Genomic DNA, 19,517 nt, shown 5'->3' on the forward strand with positions numbered 1-19,517 from the left:
GCAACCACGATGGCGCTGTAGCGGATCAGGGGGTGATAAAATGAAGGCTAAATACCTTAGAATTGCTAATGTTATAATTTAGTTCTTTTAATTATGCAGTTAATATTTTTTCAAGTAATTATGCGATAATAGACCAATAGCAGAGTGTTATTGGGATTGTAACGCGCTTGCTTTAATATTATTTGTTATTAGATAAAATCAAAGGTAAACAATTCACTGTATCTATTGTTCATTCTCACTGTCTCTGGGTAATTAAATTATTGTGTATGACAGTCTTATAGCGTGAATGGAATAGAAAACATAGGGATGTGGAGGAGATATGTTGCCAGGACGCTGCAGAAAGGCAATTGTTATTAGTGCATTGCCGATAATGCAAATGGGATTAAAAGGCGCGATAAAAACGCATTTTCCCGATTATGAACTGACTTACTGTCGTTCCGTAGAAGAGCTTACAATATTACAGTTACGGCATACCGATTTGGTGGTTGCTGATTTAACTGGAGATAGTGCGAACCCTCGTGCTGTCTGCGAACAGTTTTATACTTTATTAACGCAATACCGTGATATTCACTGGGTGTTTCTCGTTTCTCGCGTGTTTTATCCCCAGGCCGTTGAACTGCTGATGTGCCCGGCCAGTTCATTGTTATCGGATGCGGAGCCGATTGAAAGTTTAGTCAATGTCATTCATATGGGTAATATTCGTGCCGAGCGGATCAGCAAGACGTTGCTCTTTCCGCCAGTGGTACCTGAGCGAGTGGATCATAGCGTACGGTCAATAATTCTCACTCTCTCAGAGAGAAAAGTGTTACGGCTTCTGGGAAAAGGCTGGGGAATTAATCAGATTGCGATGTTACTTAATAAAAGTAATAAAACAATCAGCGCCCAAAAGAATAGCGCTATGCGCCGCTTATCAATTCATAGTAATGCAGAAATGTATGCATGGATAAACAGTTCTCAAGGAGCACGAGAGCTGAATTTACCTTCAGTTGGTGGAGAGACCACGGAATGGAAGACGGAATCATCAAAGGAAATGTCGCACTGGTAGAAAAGTGCACAATGAGTCGCATCGGCATTAAAAATTTATTTAATGCTATTCCCAATAATCAATACAATCTCCACCTCTTTTCTCATCAGACTGAATTCAGTCAGGCAATGTTAACGACGCCGTTTTCGATGCTGATGTTTTCACTGTCTGCATTGCGTACCGATCGCAGAGCCGGATTGATCTACCTGACGGAGTTGGCGGTAAACTATCCCCACATTCGGCGCGTTGTTATCGCGGATGATGATGCTGAGGTTCGTTTAATCGGCTCTCTCTCTCCGTTGCCACTGGATGCAGTGATAAGCAAATCCTCTGCGTTAAGTGAGTTGCAGGAAAGATTAGCGACAGTCCTGGATTGTGTCACTGAGGGTACGGAAAACACGAAAAGTCTCTGGTATATCAATCAAGGTCGTACGTTAAGTCCTACAGAGCGTGAAATATTGCGTTTTATGTCGAATGGTTATTCGATGCCACAGATCGCCATTCAGCTTGAGCGGAATATAAAAACGATTCGTGCGCATAAATTTAATGTGATGTGTAAGCTTGGGGTTAACTCTGATGCCGGCTTATTGAATGCGGCTGATATCTTGTTGCACCTGCGTTCAGCTGAGCCAGCGCCTTTTCTTCAGGCGGTTTCGTGACGGGCGAAATTGAATGAACCTGTGCCGATGATGTGTGTCGTCATCGGCGCAGGAGGTGAATTCGTTACTGGCAGACATCTACCCAGGTTGCGGAAGTCAGTTCCGCCATCCTTTCAGGCGCGATTCGAACCGCGCTGTGTGTGGCTCCCGCCGCGGGAAGCACTTCATCGTACCCTTTCAGGGAAATATCGCAGTACACCGAAATGGGCGTTTCCAGCCCAAAAGGACAAACGCCGCCAACAGGATGGCCTGTCGCGTTAACGACTTCATCACTGCTGAGCATACGGGCTTTTGCGCCAAACGTACTCTTTAACTTCTTATTATCCAGCCGGGCATCTCCTTTGGCGACCACCAGGATAATGTCATTTTTGACCTTTAGCGATAATGTCTTGGCGATTTGGCCTGGCTCAACGTTATGGGCTTTTGCTGCCATATCGACAGTGGCTGTGCTTTGCGCTAATTCAATGATTTCAATATCCGGGGCATGTTCCGCTAAAAACTGCCGTACTGATTCCAAACTCATTCTTCTCTCCTGATCGCCTGCAGGCAGCCCCACATAGCAGAAAACGGCAGGACATAATTTGTCATAGGGGAAGTCTCACTGTAAATATTTTATTGTAACAACATGGCAACATTTGCTGTTTTTCGATCATCTTCACAATCAAAGAAACCGGTTACAGTAACCGGTTGCAGAATAGTGAAATGGCGATTAATACTGAAGTTGTCACTTCCTCTGTATCACATGATAAGAGCCATCTATGAAACTTAACTCTAAAAGCTGTAGCGCTGGCGATTCTCCCGGCACGGTTGCGAAAAGTGGTAATAGGCCTGACGTGGTGGTGTTGATACCAGCACATATGCAGGGTTTTGGAGAACAGGAGATCGGCTATGTCTACTAACCATGCAGTCTTTAATGTGATTTTTCGCTTTGTAGAAAACTATGTTAGCCCTGTCGCGGGGCGTATCTCCTCACAACGCCATGTTATGGCAATACGTGACGGCTTTATTTCTGCCATGCCTTTCATGATTGTCGGATCGTTCCTGCTGGTTTTCGCTTATCCCCCTTTTTCGCCGGATACCACCTGGGGATTCGCACGCACATGGCTTGATTTGGCAAAACAATTCGAAGGTCAGATCCTCACCCCCTTTGATATGACGATGGGGATCATGTCTGTCTACATCTGTGCGGCCATTGCCTATAACCTGGGTAAGCACTATGTGAAGTCGCATCAGTTAGATCCGTTTATGTGTGCGATGTTGTCCATCATGGCTTTTTTACTGATTGCCGCACCGAAAACCAAAGGTGCTCTGCCCGTTGATAGCCTGGGCGGTACGGGCATTTTTACCGCGATCCTGGTTGCGATTTACTGTGTGGAGATGATGCGTTTTCTGAAGGCGCACAATATCGGGATCCGTTTACCCGATCAGGTGCCGCCGATGATCAAAAATTCCTTTGATCTGCTGATCCCCGTACTGGTCGTGGTATTAACGCTGTACCCATTAAGCCTGGTGATACAGTCGCAGTTCGACATGCTGATCTCGCAGGCCATTATGGCTATTTTTAAACCGCTGGTCTCAGCCGCAGATTCTCTCCCGGCAATCTTACTAGCGGTGCTAATTGGTCATCTGCTGTGGTTTGCCGGTATTCATGGTGCCGCAATCGTGTCGGGAATGCTGCAAATGTTCTGGCTGACTAACCTCGGGATGAACCAGTCGGCGCTGGCACAGGGGGCGCCGTTACCGCATATCTTTATGGAAGCGTTCTGGACCTTCTTCATTGTAGTTGGCGGGTCCGGGGCGACAATGGGACTGGTGATTTGTTATCTGCGTAGCCGTTCGGCCCATTTGCGCTCGATTGGGCGGTTGAGCGTGGTTCCCAGTATTTTTAATATCAATGAACCGGTGATTTTCGGAACGCCAATTGTGATGAACCCCGTCTTCTTTATCCCGTTCCTGTTGGCGCCGATGGTGAACGCGATTCTGGCATGGGCGGCGATGAAACTGGATCTGATTGGCCGTGTGATCTCCGTTGTTCCCTGGACCGCCCCTGCACCTGTTGGCGCGGCATGGGCGCTGGGTTGGGATTATCGTGCCGCGATCCTGGTGGTGTTGCTGGCATTGGTATCTGCCATCATTTACTTCCCTTTCTTTAAGGTCTATGAGAAGCAGTTGCTGGCGCAAGAAACGGAAGAAGCACAGCGTTTAGAGGAAGAAAATCAGCAGGTTGCATAACAGGGTAAGCGAGGGGCTGTCGCTCCTCGCTTATTTTAGCGTACAGTCACCGCACTGCTGAACATCAGGCAACCGATAGCGCTGGCAGCAGGTTCTGCGCACTAACAGACCCTCACGCGGCACAACGGTACGCCACAACGGATTATCCTGGCCGCTGGAGAGGTGTTTTTCAAAGAAGCAGGTCTGGCGCAGCGCGGACAACAGCTCCTCACCTAACAACGGTTTCATTTCCGTCAAATACCAGTGAATTAAATAGCCTGTATTGCTCCAGATGAGCTTACCGTTGATCTCGCCCGTAGACTCCAGCGCCTGCACAACAGGCATCAGTGCTGAGAGAATCAGCGTTTCCATCCGTTGTTGCGGGGAGAGGGCGGTAGCCTGGTTGTCCTGATGCACGTCTATCCAGAAGCATGCCGCACGACCGGTTTCGTGAAACTCTACGTGGATATGTTCAGGCGCGGTATCAATGGCTTCTTTCTGTGTCAGCAAGGCCAGCATGAGTGGGGGAACCATCAGGCCGATATACCATTGCGCCCACAGGGAAATCAGTGGCTTATTTTCACGCGGCAATGCGGGCTGATTGCGATAGATATGATCTGAATAGACAGCCAGAAGTGAACTCAACATCGCAGGCTGTGTCCATTCCTGCAGCGTCATCGCGCCTTGCGGAGGTGTTTCATCAAGGCGTATGAAATCCAGCAGATGCTCACGAGTCTGCGCTATCGTTGCGCGAACCGAATCCGCCAGAGAGGGCATCTCCGGGGGAAAGTGGCTTCGCCAGATGACATCTTCAACAATCGGTGCGGAACGGTAAGCCATATCGATATAGGGATGTTAATCTAAATGATAATGATTTCCAATCCTATAGATAGAGGAAAACGATGGCAAGATCTTTGTCATGATGTCGGGCGGCACCGCACAGATAGCTCAGATGAAGGGCAGGTTGCGGAGTTCATCGCTAACCAGCGTATTGTTTCGACCCCGACTCTTGGCTTCGTAAAGGGCTTTATCGGCTTTGGCGATAGCTGCATCAATATCCTGTTCCAAAAGCGGCGCAATGCCGATACTGACGGTCACATTGGTTGCCACGCTTTCATTAAACATGTGGGGAATTTTCAGATCGTACACTTTCTGGCGAATACGTTCGGCCGCAGCCAGCGCTTGCTGAGGATCGACGGCAGTCAGCAACACCATAAATTCTTCGCCACCAAAACGTGCCACCACATCCCGCGAACGCACTGAATCGCGGATGGCGGCAGAAACGCGAATCAGCGCCTGGTCGCCCATCATATGGCCGTAATGATCGTTATAGGCTTTGAAATGATCGATATCCAGCAATAAGACATAGTGCCTGGCGTTGCTCAGCGCCAGCAGCGTATCGAGCCTGTTTTGCAGCCCGCGGCGATTATACAGTCCCGTGAGGGGGTCAAGCATGCTGAGCCCGTTCAGTGTTTCCCGCTCTTCCAGCAGTTTGTACATCAGCTGCTGGGCGAAACCATCGTAGCGTTTTTGAATCACATGCTGAATGGCGATCCCGACCATGGGGAGCGCCATAAAGTAGAAAATACGCAGGCCATGCTCGCTACCGTTAAGCCACAAGCACACGGCGACTGAGGGTAATGAATGGAGTGTAAATGCGATGATATTATTGGCAAAAGCGATCGAGCCAATAAACAACACGCTAAGAAGTGCTATCAAAAGAAAATAATAATCACTATGACCCAGTTGCGCATATTTCAGAACAATATGCGCGGCCCACAGCAAGCCAAAAAGGGTTGAAATAAAAGGGAGATTAATTCTTTTATCAACGTATTTCCCATGCCATATCAACATCAGGGTACTCGCGGCACAGATGAGTATGGCCGGGAGGGATAAGGCTTTGACGGCAAAAAGGGGGAAGAAAAGCGTAAACAGCGAAGATACTGCGTTGAGAAACAGAAACAGGCGTAAAGAGAGTTGATATTTTTTGGTGCGCAGAGTTCGCCAGGATTGTACTGTCATAGGTAAATATTGTTATTTATCTGCAATATACGAAGATGTTTTCGTCAGGGAAAAAATAACGAACGAAAAATCATTCGCATAGGTATTTATTGTTTTTTGTTGAAAAGCTAACCGGTGAGCAATTTATCACCTTCAATAATTCATGTCATCAATCGTTAAGTAAAACTCATATAATTGATAGTCTTTCCTGGCTGACAAATGAGAAAACATATCATATGATATTGGTTATCATTATCAATTTCGTAGGTGAAACCATGTTGCAGCGTGCGCTGGGGAGTGGATGGGGGGTTCTCCTGCCGGGGATAGTCATTGCCGGACTGGCATTTACTGACCTGTCAGTCTACGCGTGGAAAGCGGTGATTGTATTAGGGTTACTGTTGACTTCACTGATGCTGTACCACAAACGTTTACGGCACTATGTGCTGTTGCCTTCATGCGCGGCGCTGATAGGCGGAATCGTTTTGGTGATAATGAATTTGCAACAGGGATGATTTAATCAGAAGAGAAGACAGAGAGGAAAATAAGATAATTGGTGCGAGGGGGGGGACTCGAACCCCCACATCCTAAGGACACTAACACCTGAAGCTAGCGCATCTACCAATTCCGCCACCTTCGCACAGTCATCTTACTTTTTTTGATATCGCCTCGTTGGTGCGAGGGGGGGGACTCGAACCCCCACATCCTAAGGACACTAACACCTGAAGCTAGCGCGTCTACCAATTCCGCCACCTTCGCCCAGTGCGAGCAATATCAACGTGGATTATGGTGCGAGGGGGGGGACTTGAACCCCCACGTCCGAAAGGACACTAACACCTGAAGCTAGCGCGTCTACCAATTCCGCCACCTTCGCATACCATCGACACTCAAAAAGTATCGTTACCACGGAGGCGCATTCTAGTGGTTTTCAACTTTTCGTCAATAGTTAATTGTGGAGGCTGGGTTGATTGATGTAAAAACGGCCATGTAAATGGCCGTTTAAAGAGGACAACTAGGCTTTCTTCGCCTGGCGAGTCATCACCGTGCGGTACACTTTAAAACGACCGGTCTGGGCGATGACTTCATGGAAGCCAAACATCTCATCCAGCACTTTCGGGTAAGGCAGGAAGGCGTTGGCCACAATGCGTAATTCACCGCCGCTGTTCAGATGACGAACTGCACCGCGGATCAGCGTTTGCGCGGCATCAAGGCTGGTTTGTAAGCCGTCATGGAACGGCGGGTTAGAGATGATCATATCAAAGCGCCCGGTCACGTCAGAAAAGACGTTACTGGCATAGACATCACCTTCAATATCGTTTGCAGCGAGCGTTGCGCGGCTGGCTGCAACGGCAGACGCACTCACATCGCACAGGGTTAAGCGAACCTTCGGCGAGTGGCTGGCTAATGCAACGGAGAGAACGCCGGCGCCACAGCCGACATCCAGTACTTTACCTTTGGTGTGCGGCGTCAGTGTTGACAGTAGCAGCTGGCTACCGACATCCAGACCGTCGCGGCTGAATACGCCAGGCAGCGTTTTGATGGTCAGATTGTCGAGGCTGTATTCATCCCAGTACTTTTCGGCGTCAAAGACGGGTTGTTTCTCCAGGCGACCGTGGTAGAGGCCACAGCGGCGCGCGCTATCGACCTTATTCAGCGGTGCGTATTCCGCCAGCATCTGTTCAGCACTGCGTACGCCACTGCGATTTTCACCGACAACAAAAATATCGGTGCCTGTCGGCAGTAAAGACAGAATGTTCATTAACTGGAACTGGGCTTCCGGCTTATTCTTAGGCCAGTAGTAAATCAGGGTATCGCTATCAGCAACGTCTTCTGCCTGTGCGACCAGACTAAAGCGCACGTTGTCACCCATCTGGCGGTTTAAAACCTGCCAGTGGTGGAGCTGTTGCGTATGCGCACGGCTGGCGGCGCTTGTGAATTGGGCTGGCAGGTCATCCTGCAAATCACCGGCAAACAGAATACGGCTTTGTTCGAAATCATCACTGTGGCGCAGCAAGACTTCACTTGCCGGGGTAAAAGCAGACATGGAATGCTCCTCAATTTATACAAGTTGCGATTATATACACAAAATCATTCAAGCTGAATCAAGGCGGTCTGCGGGATGGCGTGTATTGTTGTTTGTTGGCGCTGATTCGACAGATTTGCTATATTTGCGCCCCTGATAGACAGGAGTGTTTCGCTATGACATCCCGACGAGACTGGCAGTTACAGCAACTGGGCATTACGCAGTGGTCGCTGCGTCGTCCTGGCGCACTGCAGGGCGAGATCGCGATTTCCATTCCTGCGCATGTCCGTCTGGTTATGGTTGCCGAGGAGTTACCCGCGTTAACCGAACCGTTGATGAGCGATATTTTACACGCATTGACCGTCAGTCCGGATCAGGTTTTACAACTGACGCCTGACCGTGTCGCCATGCTGCCACAAGGCAGTCGCTGTAATAGCTGGCGACTGGGTACCGAAGAGCCTCTGCAGTTGGATGGCGCTCAGGTTGCCAGTCCTGCGTTTAATGAATTACGGGAAAACCCAGCGGCACGCGCCGCTTTATGGCAACAAATCTGCGCATATGAACACGATTTCTTCCCTCGGCCCGACTGATTTACCCGCAGCATTTCAGATTGAAAAACGCGCCCATGCATTTCCATGGAGTGAAAAAACATTTGCCAGCAACCAGGGCGATCGCTACCTCAACTTTCAGCTAACGGTTGATGGAACGATGGCGGCCTTTGCGATTACGCAGGTCGTGCTGGATGAAGCTACGCTGTTCAATATTGCCGTCGATCCCGCTTTTCAGCGGCAGGGGCTGGGACGCGCACTGCTGGATCATCTGATTGATGAGCTGGAAAAGCGCGGTATTCTGACGTTGTGGCTGGAAGTGCGCGCCTCGAACGCCGCGGCAATCGCGCTGTACGAAAGCTTAGGCTTTAACGAAGCGACGATACGCCGTAATTACTATCCGACGGCCGACGGTCACGAAGATGCCATTATCATGGCATTGCCAATCAGCATGTAAGACAAGGTGTAATGATGAAGAAGTGGGACTGGATTTTCTTTGATGCCGATGAAACGCTGTTTACGTTTGACGCGTTTACCGGCCTGCAGCGGATGTTTCTCGACTATAGCATTACCTTTACCGCTGAGGATTTTCAGGACTACCAGGCCGTGAATAAACCGCTGTGGGTGGATTATCAAAACGGTGCGATCACATCATTACAACTGCAGCATGCCCGTTTCCAGAGCTGGGCCGAGCGCCTGAACGTAGCGCCGGGCTCGCTGAACGACGCCTTTATTAACGCGATGGCGGAGATCTGCTCTCCGTTACCGGGTGCCGTATCTCTGCTCGATGCCATTCGTGGTAAAACGAAAATCGGCATTATTACCAACGGTTTTACCGCCCTGCAGCAAATCCGCCTTGAGCGTACCGGTCTGCGTGACTATTTCGATCTGCTGGTTATTTCTGAACAGGTTGGCGTGGCAAAACCCGATCCGCGTATTTTTGATCATGCACTGGAGCAGGCTGGCAATCCCGATCGCGCCCGCGTGCTGATGGTGGGTGATACTGCAGAGTCCGATATTCTTGGTGGTATTAACTCCGGTCTGGCGACCTGCTGGCTCAATGCGCACCACCGTGAGCAGCCTGTGGGCATTGAACCGACCTGGACCGTGGCATCATTAGGCGAACTGGAGCAACTCCTGTGTAAACACTGATTGCCTCCCCCCCGTTGATGGGTAAAATAGCCGCAATTTTTCGTATTCAACTTGCCCGGCTCTGCCGTGCTTACCTAAGAAGATTTGACTATGACGTTGTCTCCTTATTTGCAAGAGGTGGCCAAACGCCGCACTTTTGCCATTATTTCTCACCCGGATGCCGGTAAAACGACGATCACTGAAAAGGTGCTGTTATTCGGACAGGCTATTCAGACCGCCGGTACGGTAAAAGGCCGTGGCTCCAGCCAGCATGCAAAATCAGACTGGATGGAAATGGAAAAGCAGCGTGGTATCTCCATTACCACCTCTGTGATGCAGTTTCCGTATCATGACTGTCTGGTAAACCTGCTGGACACCCCGGGGCACGAAGACTTCTCCGAAGATACCTATCGTACCCTGACGGCAGTGGACTGCTGTCTGATGGTTATCGATGCGGCAAAAGGTGTCGAAGACCGAACCCGTAAGCTGATGGAAGTGACGCGTCTGCGTGATACGCCGATCCTGACGTTTATGAACAAACTCGACCGTGATATCCGCGATCCCATGGAGCTGCTGGATGAAGTTGAAAACGAGCTGAAGATTGGCTGTGCGCCGATCACCTGGCCGATTGGCTGCGGCAAGTTGTTCAAAGGTGTTTATCACCTTTATAAAGATGAAACGTATCTGTACCAGACCGGTAAAGGCCATACGATTCAGGAAGTGCGTATTGTAAAAGGCCTGAACAACCCGGATCTGGACGCTGCCGTGGGCGAAGATCTGGCGCAGCAGCTGCGTGACGAGCTGGAGCTGGTTCAGGGTGCGTCTAATGAATTCGACCATGATCTGTTCCTCGCAGGTGAAATCACGCCGGTATTCTTCGGGACCGCGCTGGGTAACTTCGGCGTTGACCATATGCTGGACGGTTTAGTGGAGTGGGCGCCAGCCCCGATGCCGCGCAAAACCGATACTCGCGTCGTTGAAGCTTCAGAAGAGAAGTTCACCGGTTTTGTCTTTAAAATTCAGGCTAATATGGACCCGAAACACCGTGACCGCGTGGCTTTCATGCGTGTGGTGTCCGGCAAATATGAGAAAGGCATGAAAATGCGCCAGGTGCGTATTGGTAAAGACGTGGTGATTTCCGATGCGCTGACCTTTATGGCGGGTGACCGTTCTCACGTGGAAGAAGCGTATCCGGGCGATATCCTCGGTCTGCACAACCACGGTACGATTCAGATCGGCGATACCTTTACCCAGGGTGAAATGATGAAGTTCACCGGTATCCCGAACTTCGCACCGGAGCTGTTCCGCCGTATTCGCCTGAAAGATCCGTTGAAGCAAAAACAGTTGCTCAAAGGGCTGGTTCAGCTTTCTGAAGAGGGCGCAGTGCAGGTTTTCCGTCCGATTGCTAATAACGATCTGATCGTAGGCGCAGTCGGTGTGCTGCAGTTCGACGTCGTGGTTTCACGCCTGAAAAGCGAATATAACGTTGAAGCGATTTACGAGTCGGTCAACGTCGCGACCGCGCGTTGGGTGGAGTGCGCTGACGTGAAGAAATTCGAAGAGTTTAAGCGTAAAAACGAAATTCAGCTGGCGCTGGATGGTGGTGATAACCTCACCTATATCGCGCCGACAATGGTCAACCTGAATCTTACCCAGGAACGTTATCCTGACGTTCAGTTCCGTAAAACCCGCGAACACTAATCGACCCTGCAGGGCGCGGCTGTTGCCGTGTCCTGCAACTTTTCCTGCCTTTTAAATCCCTTGCGGAATGTTCTTAAATCCCTCCGTTTTTCTTTTGTTTGTTTGTTTTTTAACCAAAAGTGCCATCGTTCGCGAAATTGTGATCTATATTTAACAAAGTGATGACATAAGTGTCGGCTTTAAATGCCATGTGAATAACCAATTTCAGTGGTTAGAACTGACATTTATTTTTATCACGATATTAATAACTGGTTCAGAAGGGGTTTTTGTCGGGTATCGCCGTGAGAACGGTTGATTGTGATGACGACCATTGACTTCTGAATTGAGTGATTTTCGCCACATTCAGCAATGCAGCACATGTGCTGCCAATGCTCGAATTATGAGCAAGAATACAGGATAAAATCGATGACAATGACAAGACTGAAGATTTCTAAAACGCTGCTGGCCGTGATGCTGACTTCTGCTGTTGCAACGGGTTCTGCTTTTGCGGAAAACGCCACAACGGATAAAGCGCAATCCGGTCTTGAAAGTGCGGGGCAGAAAGTCGATAGCTCTATGAACAAAGTCGGTAATTTCATGGATGACAGCACCATCACTGCAAAAGTTAAAGCGGCGCTGGTGGACCACGAAAGTATTAAGAGCACGGATATCTCCGTGAAAACAGACCAAAAAGTGGTGACGTTAAGCGGGTTTGTTGAAAGCCAGGCTCAGGCAGAAGAGGCCGTGAAAGTGGCGAAAGGTGTTGAGGGTGTCACCTCCGTGAGCGACAAACTGCACGTTCGTGATAGCAAAGGCACCAGCGTAAAAGGCTATGCGGGCGATACGGCGACCACCAGCGAAGTCAAAGCGAAGCTGCTGGCTGATGACATAGTCCCTTCCCGTAAAGTGAAAGTTGAGACGACCGATGGTGTGGTTCAGCTTTCAGGAACCGTCGAGTCAAAAGCTCAAAGCGATCGCGCTGAGAGTATTGCCAAAGCAGTTGATGGCGTGAAAAGCGTCAAAAACGACCTCAAAACTCAGTAATTCGACTTAATTCGCCTGTCTGATGTTTGTCGGAAGGCGCGTTGTGCACCACACTAAAATATCGCCAATGGGCGGCCTGAGCGCCCATATCAAGCGGTTGACATTAACTAGGGTAAAGGAGAAGCGTATGTTTCGTTGGGGCATCATATTTCTGGTTATCGCGTTAATTGCCGCCGCTCTGGGCTTTGGTGGACTGGCGGGGACCGCCGCAGGGGCGGCGAAAATTGTCTTTGTGGTGGGGATTATTCTGTTCCTGGTCAGCCTGTTTACCGGTCGTAAACGACCCTAGCACGTAAACCGTAAAGAAAAATTGCTACTAAGCCAGTCCAGTGGACTGGCTTTTACGGTTTTAGCGGTGAGCAATTTGCGTTACTTTGTGGGTCTATTACAAGAAAAACAGGAAGGCAGAGGTGGGGCAGAGAATACCCGTCACGCTCGGTAATATTGCGCCGTTATCGTTACGTCCGTTTCAACCAGGCAGTATAGCGCTGGTGTGTGAGGGCGGAGGGCAAAGGGGGATCTTCACCGCTGGCGTGCTGGATGAGTTCATGCGCGCGCAATTCAATCCCTTTGATGCCTACTACGGGACGTCCGCTGGCGCTCAAAACCTTTCGGCTTATCTGTGTAACCAGCCCGGTTACGGACGCAAAGTCATCATGCGTTACACCACAAAGCGTGAGTTTTTTGATCCGGTACGGTTCGTACGCGGAGGAAATCTTATCGATCTCGACTGGCTGGTGGATTCAACGTCGACGCAGATGCCGCTGGCGATAGACAACGCTGAGCGTTTGTTCGAAACGGGAAAAGCATTTTACATGTGCGCCTGTCGGGGAGATGACTACACCCCTGGCTATTTTTCGCCGACCCGGCAAAACTGGCTGGATCTCATTCGTGCGTCCAGCGCCATTCCGGGATTCTATCGTACAGGGGTGGCGCTGGATGGCGTGAACTATCTGGACGGCGGTATCAGCGATGCGATTCCCGTCAAGGAAGCGGCAAAGCAGGGAGCAAAAACGTTGGTGGTGATCCGCACCGTGCCTTCGCAAATGTACTACACACCGCAGTGGTTCAAGCGAATGGAACGCTGGTTGGGAGAAAGCAGCCTGCAGCCGTTGGTGAATCTGGTACAGCATCATGAAGCCAGCTATCGCGACATTCAGCGTTTTATTGAAAAACCGCCAGGTAAGCTGCGTATCTTCGAGATCTACCCGCCGAAACCGTTGCACAGTATGGCGTTAGGGAGTCGAATCCCTGCCCTGCGTGAGGACTATAAAATCGGGCGTCTGTGCGGTCGCTACTTTTTGGCGACTGTGGGGAAACTGTTAGCGAAAAGCGCGCCATTGCCCCGTCAGACGCCGAAGATTGTGGTGCCGGGACCGGTGGTCGTTCCCCCCGCGCCAGTGGCTAACGATGCCCATGCGCCAGTGGTGACCGATACGCCTCAGGCCAACGACACGACATTCAATAATGAGGATCTGGCGTGAGTTATCGTTTTATCGATACGCATTGTCATTTTGATTTTCCACCTTTCACTGGCGATGAACCCGCCAGCATTCAGCGCGCCGCGCAGGCTGGAGTGGACCGTATCATAATTCCGGCCACCGAAGCCGCGAACTTTTCTCGCGTGCTGGCGTTAGCGAAGAATTACCCCTCGTTGTATGCCGCGCTGGGCCTGCATCCCATTGTTATCGAACATCATGACGATGACTGTCTGGACAGGCTGCAGCAGGCGTTGGATCAACGTCCACAGAAAGTGGTGGCGGTAGGGGAGATCGGGCTGGATCTCTGGCGTGACGATCCACAGTTCGCCAAACAGGAGCGCGTGCTCGGTGCGCAGCTGCAGCTGGCGAAACATTACGATCTGCCTGTGATCCTGCATTCGCGCCGCACGCATGACAAGCTGGCGATGCATCTTAAACGTCATGCTCTTCCGCGCACCGGTGTGGTACACGGTTTTTCCGGGAGCCTGCAGCAGGCGGAGCGCTTTGTTCAACTGGGATACAAAATAGGTGTGGGCGGCACCATTACCTACCCGCGAGCCAGCAAAACGCGTGAGGTGATAGCGCAGCTGCCACTGGAGTCGCTGTTGCTGGAAACCGATGCGCCGGATATGCCGCTAAACGGCTTTCAGGGTCAACCTAATCGACCGGAGCAGGCCGCAAGGGTATTTGAGGTGCTATGCGAGTTACGCCGGGAGCCCGCAGACGAGATTGCCGATGCGCTGTACGGCAATACCACCGCATTGTTTGGTTTTTGATTGCGCGAACGGAATGCCGGATAGCGCGCAACCGCCATCCGGTAAAACAGACTTACAGATACAATGCCGGGAAGATCAGATTATCTACCCCACGTGCCCGTAATCCCTCTGCCAGTCGTTGTACATCCGCCGGTGTGGCGCCAGGCCAGGATTTCGCTTCGCCATAAACCCCATGAGCATGAAAGGCGTTAAGCCGTACCGGCACGTTACCTAACCGATGAATAAACGCCGCCAGTGCTTCAATATGTTGCAGATAATCCACCTGACCGGGAATGACCAGCAGGCGCAGTTCTGTCAGTTTTCCCCGCGCGGCCAGAAACGTAATGCTGTTTTTAATCAGTGTATTATCACGTCCGGTGAGCTGAAAATGGCACTGGCTGTCCCAGGCTTTTAAATCGATCATCACGCCATCGCACACCGGCAGCAGTTTCTGCCAACCGGTTTCGGCAAGCCAGCCGTTGCTGTCAACCAGGCAGGTAAGATGCTGCAACTGAGGATCGGCTTTCATCGCCGTAAAAAGCGCCACAACAAACGGGAGTTGGGTGGTCGCTTCTCCGCCGCTCACGGTAATGCCTTCAATAAACAACGATGCTTTGCGGATATGATGTAAAACGTCATCCACGCTCATGGTCTGCGCCATTGGCGTTGCCTGCTGCGGGCACATTTTCAGGCAGGTATCACACTGCTGACAAATATCGGATTGCCACCACACTTTTCCCGCACTCAGACTCAGCGCTTCATGCGGGCAATGCAGCACACACTCCCCGCAGTCATTGCAACGTCCCATCGTCCACGGGTTGTGACAATTCTTACAGCGCAGATTGCACCCTTGCAGAAACAGGGCCAGACGACTGCCTGGCCCGTCAACGCAGGAGAAAGGAATCAGCTTACTTACTGAAGCGCATCTGCTGTTCATGGCTTACCACGCGGGGTTGTCGTTCCAGAATACGCGTATTGCGCGCGGCTTCTTCGCCCAGCCAGGTGGTGTTCGTGCGAGAGCCTTCGGCGCGATATTTTTCCAGATCGGACAAGCGCACCATATAGCCGGTCACGCGTACCAGATCGTTGCCGCTCACGTTAGCGGTAAACTCACGCATACCGGCCTTAAACGCGCCCAGACAAAGCTGAACCAGCGCCTGCGGATTACGTTTGATGGTTTCATCCAGAGTGAGGATGTCGCTTATTCCGGCGTGATAGTATGCATGATGCGGTGCCACGGTTTGCAGATGAGTGATCGGATCGGGTTCATCGCCATACGGCAGGCGCGCCCCGGGCGTGGTGCCAATGTCAGAACTGATACCTGACTGAGCATGAAGCATTGCGCGCTGCTTCCAGCCATATTTCACCGGTGTGCTTTCCACAAAGTCAGCCAACTGGGCGCTGATGCGATAGCCCATTTCATTGGCGAACTCATCTTTCCCATAGCGAGCGTGTTGTCCCGCCTTCTCACACAACAGATTTACCGCTTCTGCCAGGCCGTACATGCCAAACATTGGCACAAAACGTTCGGGATCGATCAACCCTTCCTGCACCAGGAAGCTATTCTCAAAGAAATGTGATTTTGCATAGAGGAATTCACATCGTGAATCAATGATAGCGATTTGCTGTTGGCAGTAGTGCGGCAGGGTGCGCGTAAAGAAGTCATCGACAGAGGTACTGCGCTCTGCGATGGCTTTCAAATTGAGTCTGACCAGCGTGCTTCCGCCCCCGGCAAGCGGCAGTGAGTTGTAACAACTGACGACGCCATAATGTCCTTTTGTGAAAATTTTATCATTTTCAGGACCGTTAGAAATATGTGGCTTACTGCACTCACAAATATTTTTTGCCACATCCAGTAGCAGATCGTCAGGGGTTATTTGCGGATCATAAATAAATGTCAGGTTAGGTGAAACCTGCTTTAGCTCTGCATCCGCGCGGAGAATTGCGCGTGTGATGGGCGTATCCGCCGGGCCGATATTGGCATGCATAAAGGCGTCTGGCAGCGTTCTGTCCAGGTAACGCCAAAAACGTTTTATTCGAACATCGATCTCTTCTTGTGTTAGAATTCTAACATACGGTTGCAGCAGAGCATCAAGCTGACCAAGGAAGACCGGCATGGAGGTCACAGACGGAACATGGTGGTAGAGAATGGTCAGTAAGGATAATGCGTCATCAAGGTCCTTTGCGCCTTCCAGCTCAAGCCACGATGATCCGTTAGCCAGAAAACGTGCGTAATCGGGTAAGACGTAGCGTGGTTTGAACGGCGCATGTCCTTCGTACATATCGCAGATCACGCCGTCATCCAGCGCCTGGCGGGCCTCCGTCGGCAGAGGTGGATACGGCAAGGCGTTCTCCGCCTCCAGCGCCAGAAAATGGCGTTTTTGTTCAGGGCTGAGCACCGGACTGGTCACGATTTGTTGGCAGCGCTGTTGCAGCGCGAGTTCGCTTGAGGTGGGCATCGTCGATTCCTTTATGTGCCGAACGTTAAGCGTCATTGTAGGAAGTTAGGCGATCGCAACCTTTGATCCGGATGCGCCTGAGATCATCGCAAGGGGTCAGTAAAGGCCGTTTCTTTGAAGTAGATCTCATTAGAGTAATGCAAATCTGTATGTGGTTTTCATTAACTGTGATGTATATCGAAGTGTAATAGCGAGCGGATGTTAGAATACTAACAAACTCGCAAGGTGAAATTTTATACGGCGATGCCGTTGGAGAATGTTATGACCGATTTAACAGCAAGCAGCCTGCGTGCACTGAAACTGATGGACCTGACCACCCTGAATGACGACGACACCAATGAAAAAGTGATCGCGCTGTGTCATCAGGCGAAGACGCCGGTTGGCAACACGGCTGCAATATGCATCTATCCGCGTTTCATTCCGATTGCGCGTAAAACGCTGAAAGAGCAGGGTACGCCGGACATCCGTATTGCAACGGTAACTAACTTCCCACACGGTAATGACGACATCGAGATTGCGCTGGCCGAGACCCGCGCGGCAATCGCCTACGGTGCGGATGAAGTTGACGTGGTATTCCCATACCGTGCGCTGATCGCGGGTAACGAGCAGATTGGCTTCGATCTGGTTAAAGCCTGCAAAGACGCCTGTGCTGCGGCAAACGTACTGCTGAAAGTCATTATCGAAACCGGCGAACTGAAAGAAGAAGCGTTGATTCGCAAAGCGTCTGAAATCTCAATTAAAGCGGGTGCTGATTTCATCAAAACCTCTACCGGTAAAGTACCGGTCAATGCGACGCCGGAAAGCGCACGTATCATGATGGAAGTGATCCGCGATATGGGCGTTTCTAAAACGGTTGGTTTCAAACCGGCTGGCGGCGTGCGTACCGCAGAAGATGCTCAGCAGTTCCTGGCCATTGCGGATGAACTGTTCGGCGCTGACTGGGCGGATTCCCGTCACTATCGCTTTGGCGCATCCAGCCTGCTGGCGAGCCTGTTGAAAGCGCTGGGTCACGGCGACGGTAAGAGCGCAAGCAGCTACTAAGGCTTGAATTGTCGGATGGCGCTTTTGTCGCTATCCGACATGTATTCGGTGTGCCGGGAGCGCATTGCTTAGCCGGCCTACAATCGGGAGGTTACCTTGTTTCTCGCACAAGAAATTATTCGTAAAAAACGTGATGGTCATGCGCTGAGTGATGAAGAAATTCGTTTCTTTATCAACGGTATTCGCGACAACACCATCTCTGAAGGGCAAATCGCCGCCCTGGCGATGACCATTTTCTTCCACGATATGACAATGCCAGAGCGTGTCTCACTGACGATGGCAATGCGTGATTCAGGCACCGTGCTGGACTGGAAAAGTTTGCAGCTGAACGGCCCGATTGTGGATAAACACTCTACCGGCGGCGTGGGTGATGTGACGTCATTGATGTTAGGCCCGATGGTCGCAGCATGCGGCGGCTATATTCCGATGATCTCCGGGCGTGGCCTGGGTCATACCGGCGGTACGCTGGATAAACTGGAAGCCATCCCGGGCTTTGACATCTTCCCGGACGACGCGCGTTTCCGTGAAATTATTAAAGACGTGGGTGTAGCGATTATTGGACAAACCAGCTCGCTTGCACCGGCGGATAAACGTTTTTATGCCACCCGTGATATTACCGCCACGGTGGATTCCATCCCGCTGATCACCGGCTCTATCCTGGCTAAAAAGCTGGCTGAAGGGCTGGATGCCCTGGTGATGGATGTGAAAGTAGGCAGCGGCGCCTTCATGCCGACCTATGAACTTTCTGAAGCCCTTGCTGAAGCGATTGTAGGGGTAGCGAATGGCGCAGGGGTTCGTACCACGGCGTTGTTAACGGATATGAACCAGGTGCTGGCCTCCAGCGCCGGTAATGCGGTGGAAGTCCGCGAGGCCGTGCAGTTCCTGACCGGCGAGTACCGTAATCCGCGTCTGTTTGATGTCACTATGGCGCTGTGCGTGGAGATGCTGATCTCCGGCAAACTGGCGAAAGACGATGCTGAAGCCCGTGCGAAGCTGCAGGCGGTGCTGGATAACGGTAAAGCGGCAGACATCTTTGGTCGCATGGTTGCGGCGCAGAAAGGCCCGACCGATTTCGTTGAAAACTACGCGAAGTACCTGCCGACGGCAATGCTGAGCAAAGCGGTATATGCTGATACCGAAGGTTTTGTTAGCGCGATGGATACCCGTGTGCTGGGTATGGCTGTTGTTTCCATGGGCGGCGGTCGTCGTCAGGCATCTGACACGATTGATTACAGCGTCGGCTTTACCGATATGGCGCGTCTGGGTGACAGCGTAGACGGCCAGCGTCCTCTGGCAGTGATCCACGCCAAAGACGAAGCCAGCTGGCAGGAAGCGGCGAAAGCGGTCAAAGCGGCAATTAAGCTTGACGATAAAGCGCCAGAAATTACACCGACAGTCTATCGTCGTATTACCGAATAACTGTATACTGATCTGATCGCTTTTTTGCGGCGCAAGATAGATGC

20 protein-coding genes and 3 tRNA genes are annotated in these 19,517 nt (G+C 51.1%); 14 read left to right on the top strand and 9 right to left on the bottom strand.

Going from position 1 to position 19,517, the window contains the following annotated elements; all coding sequences use genetic code 11:
• Positions 1–319: 319 nt before the first annotated feature.
• Together N7268_RS08360 and bglJ are read left to right on the top strand one after the other, a co-directional pair.
• The gene (locus N7268_RS08360) at positions 320–1,045 is read left to right on the top strand and encodes a helix-turn-helix transcriptional regulator (RefSeq protein WP_260862462.1); all 726 of its coding nucleotides are present in this window, start codon (positions 320–322) and stop codon (positions 1,043–1,045) included.
• Positions 1,006–1,683, top strand: coding sequence for a DNA-binding transcriptional activator BglJ (bglJ, locus tag N7268_RS08365; protein ID WP_260862463.1), 678 nt, complete (start codon positions 1,006–1,008; stop codon positions 1,681–1,683). Before N7268_RS08360 ends, bglJ begins: the two co-directional genes overlap by 40 nt.
• A 64-nt stretch (positions 1,684–1,747) precedes the next feature.
• Here bglJ and N7268_RS08370 read toward each other — a convergent pair whose 3' ends face one another.
• Positions 1,748–2,206 (bottom strand): YbaK/EbsC family protein, encoded by a 459-nt coding sequence (locus N7268_RS08370; RefSeq protein ID WP_260862464.1) that lies wholly within the window; start codon positions 2,204–2,206, stop codon positions 1,748–1,750.
• Positions 2,207–2,571: 365 nt separating this feature from the next.
• Here N7268_RS08370 and N7268_RS08375 point away from each other — a divergent pair, with 365 nt between their 5' ends.
• On the top strand, positions 2,572–3,915 hold the full coding sequence (locus N7268_RS08375) for a PTS sugar transporter subunit IIC (RefSeq protein ID WP_260862465.1): 1,344 nt from the start codon (positions 2,572–2,574) through the stop codon (positions 3,913–3,915).
• A gap of 30 nt (positions 3,916–3,945) precedes the next feature.
• Here the strand turns inward: N7268_RS08375 and fhuF are convergent, their stop codons facing one another.
• A complete protein-coding gene (gene fhuF, locus N7268_RS08380; protein WP_260862466.1) occupies positions 3,946–4,734 on the bottom strand; it encodes a siderophore-iron reductase FhuF in 789 nt (262 codons plus the stop codon).
• Positions 4,735–4,842: 108 nt separating this feature from the next.
• The gene (locus tag N7268_RS08385; RefSeq protein WP_260862467.1) at positions 4,843–5,916 is read right to left on the bottom strand and encodes a diguanylate cyclase; all 1,074 of its coding nucleotides are present in this window, start codon (positions 5,914–5,916) and stop codon (positions 4,843–4,845) included.
• A 215-nt stretch (positions 5,917–6,131) separates the two neighbouring features.
• Here N7268_RS08385 and N7268_RS08390 point away from each other — a divergent pair, with 215 nt between their 5' ends.
• Positions 6,132–6,407 (top strand): DUF1435 domain-containing protein, encoded by a 276-nt coding sequence (locus tag N7268_RS08390; RefSeq protein ID WP_260862468.1) that lies wholly within the window; start codon positions 6,132–6,134, stop codon positions 6,405–6,407.
• 39 nt (positions 6,408–6,446) lie between these two features.
• Here N7268_RS08390 and N7268_RS08395 read toward each other — a convergent pair.
• From N7268_RS08395 to rsmC, 4 genes are all read right to left on the bottom strand, one after another.
• Positions 6,447–6,532, bottom strand: a tRNA-Leu gene (locus N7268_RS08395).
• 33 nt (positions 6,533–6,565) lie between these two features.
• A tRNA-Leu gene (locus N7268_RS08400) sits at positions 6,566–6,651 on the bottom strand.
• A 28-nt stretch (positions 6,652–6,679) separates the two neighbouring features.
• Positions 6,680–6,766: transfer RNA gene (locus N7268_RS08405), tRNA-Leu, on the bottom strand.
• A gap of 138 nt (positions 6,767–6,904) precedes the next feature.
• Complete coding sequence (gene rsmC, locus N7268_RS08410; RefSeq protein ID WP_260862469.1) at positions 6,905–7,936, bottom strand: 16S rRNA (guanine(1207)-N(2))-methyltransferase RsmC; 1,032 nt, start codon at positions 7,934–7,936, stop codon at positions 6,905–6,907.
• 155 nt (positions 7,937–8,091) lie between these two features.
• Here rsmC and N7268_RS08415 point away from each other — a divergent pair, with 155 nt between their 5' ends.
• The 8 genes from N7268_RS08415 to N7268_RS08450 all read left to right on the top strand — a co-directional run bounded on the left by N7268_RS08415 (position 8,092) and on the right by N7268_RS08450 (position 14,575).
• On the top strand, positions 8,092–8,505 hold the full coding sequence (locus N7268_RS08415; protein ID WP_260862470.1) for a DNA polymerase III subunit psi: 414 nt from the start codon (positions 8,092–8,094) through the stop codon (positions 8,503–8,505).
• Positions 8,474–8,920: a ribosomal protein S18-alanine N-acetyltransferase gene (rimI, locus tag N7268_RS08420; RefSeq protein ID WP_260862471.1), complete on the top strand. Its 447-nt coding sequence runs from the start codon at positions 8,474–8,476 to the stop codon at positions 8,918–8,920. The genes N7268_RS08415 and rimI overlap by 32 nt, the downstream gene beginning before the upstream one ends.
• A gap of 14 nt (positions 8,921–8,934) precedes the next feature.
• A complete protein-coding gene (yjjG, locus tag N7268_RS08425) occupies positions 8,935–9,615 on the top strand; it encodes a pyrimidine 5'-nucleotidase (protein WP_260863537.1) in 681 nt (226 codons plus the stop codon).
• Between the two features lie 90 nt (positions 9,616–9,705).
• Positions 9,706–11,295 (top strand): peptide chain release factor 3, encoded by a 1,590-nt coding sequence (prfC, locus tag N7268_RS08430; protein ID WP_260862472.1) that lies wholly within the window; start codon positions 9,706–9,708, stop codon positions 11,293–11,295.
• 405 nt (positions 11,296–11,700) lie between these two features.
• Positions 11,701–12,318 (top strand): molecular chaperone OsmY, encoded by a 618-nt coding sequence (gene osmY / locus N7268_RS08435; protein ID WP_198906572.1) that lies wholly within the window; start codon positions 11,701–11,703, stop codon positions 12,316–12,318.
• A 127-nt stretch (positions 12,319–12,445) separates the two neighbouring features.
• Positions 12,446–12,607, top strand: coding sequence for a DUF1328 domain-containing protein (locus N7268_RS08440; protein WP_003019081.1), 162 nt, complete (start codon positions 12,446–12,448; stop codon positions 12,605–12,607).
• A gap of 121 nt (positions 12,608–12,728) precedes the next feature.
• Entirely contained in the window at positions 12,729–13,802 is a 1,074-nt protein-coding gene (locus tag N7268_RS08445) for a patatin family protein (protein WP_260862474.1), read from the top strand.
• Entirely contained in the window at positions 13,799–14,575 is a 777-nt protein-coding gene (locus N7268_RS08450) for a metal-dependent hydrolase (protein ID WP_260862476.1), read from the top strand. Before N7268_RS08445 ends, N7268_RS08450 begins: the two co-directional genes overlap by 4 nt.
• Positions 14,576–14,627: 52 nt before the next feature.
• Here N7268_RS08450 and N7268_RS08455 read toward each other — a convergent pair whose 3' ends face one another.
• Both N7268_RS08455 and N7268_RS08460 read right to left on the bottom strand, forming a co-directional pair.
• Positions 14,628–15,491 (bottom strand): YjjW family glycine radical enzyme activase, encoded by an 864-nt coding sequence (locus tag N7268_RS08455; RefSeq protein ID WP_260862477.1) that lies wholly within the window; start codon positions 15,489–15,491, stop codon positions 14,628–14,630.
• Positions 15,463–17,013 (bottom strand): YjjI family glycine radical enzyme, encoded by a 1,551-nt coding sequence (locus tag N7268_RS08460; protein ID WP_260862478.1) that lies wholly within the window; start codon positions 17,011–17,013, stop codon positions 15,463–15,465. Before N7268_RS08460 ends, N7268_RS08455 begins: the two co-directional genes overlap by 29 nt.
• A gap of 261 nt (positions 17,014–17,274) precedes the next feature.
• Here N7268_RS08460 and deoC point away from each other — a divergent pair, with 261 nt between their 5' ends.
• Positions 17,275–18,054, top strand: coding sequence for a deoxyribose-phosphate aldolase (deoC, locus tag N7268_RS08465; protein WP_003019042.1), 780 nt, complete (start codon positions 17,275–17,277; stop codon positions 18,052–18,054).
• Between the two features lie 96 nt (positions 18,055–18,150).
• Positions 18,151–19,473, top strand: coding sequence for a thymidine phosphorylase (deoA, locus tag N7268_RS08470; protein ID WP_260862480.1), 1,323 nt, complete (start codon positions 18,151–18,153; stop codon positions 19,471–19,473).
• Positions 19,474–19,517 lie beyond the last annotated feature (44 nt).

It is taken from the genome of Citrobacter sp. Marseille-Q6884 (genome assembly GCF_945906775.1).
GTDB lineage: Bacteria > Pseudomonadota > Gammaproteobacteria > Enterobacterales > Enterobacteriaceae > Citrobacter.